The following is a 453-nucleotide window of genomic DNA, read 5'->3' on the forward strand; positions in this document are numbered from 1 at the left end:
GATGAGTTTGCTGAATCTCGCCCGTTGGAAAAACAGCTGTGGGCCGGTGCAATTGATACCGTTGGCGATAAAGTGCTGGCGAAAGTGCTGGCACAGATGAACTATGGCGGTTGCGTGGCCGCCTGCGGCCTGGCGGGCGGCTTCGCGCTGCCGACCACCGTTATGCCATTCATTCTGCGTAATGTGCGTTTGCAAGGGGTGGACTCGGTGATGACCCCACCGGCACGTCGCGCAGAGGCCTGGGCGCGTTTGGTTAAGGATCTGCCGGAATCGTTCTATGCTCAGGCCGCCACAGAGATTACGCTGGCGGATGCGCCGAAGTTCGCCGATGCCATCATCAATAATCAGGTTCAGGGCCGTACGCTGGTGAAGATAAAATAACGTCACGTATAAAAAAATTTACACTTAATTAACTATTTATTTTTACACATTGACACACTCCCTGTCATATTC

At 53.0% G+C, this 453-nt stretch carries 1 pseudogene; it reads left to right on the plus strand.

Annotated elements, in window-relative coordinates:
- Positions 1–381 (plus strand): annotated as a pseudogene (locus tag RAD15_RS43815) (oxidoreductase); the annotation flags it as partial.
- Positions 382–453: the final 72 nt, after the last annotated feature.

The organism is Bradyrhizobium sp. 14AA (assembly GCF_054185205.1).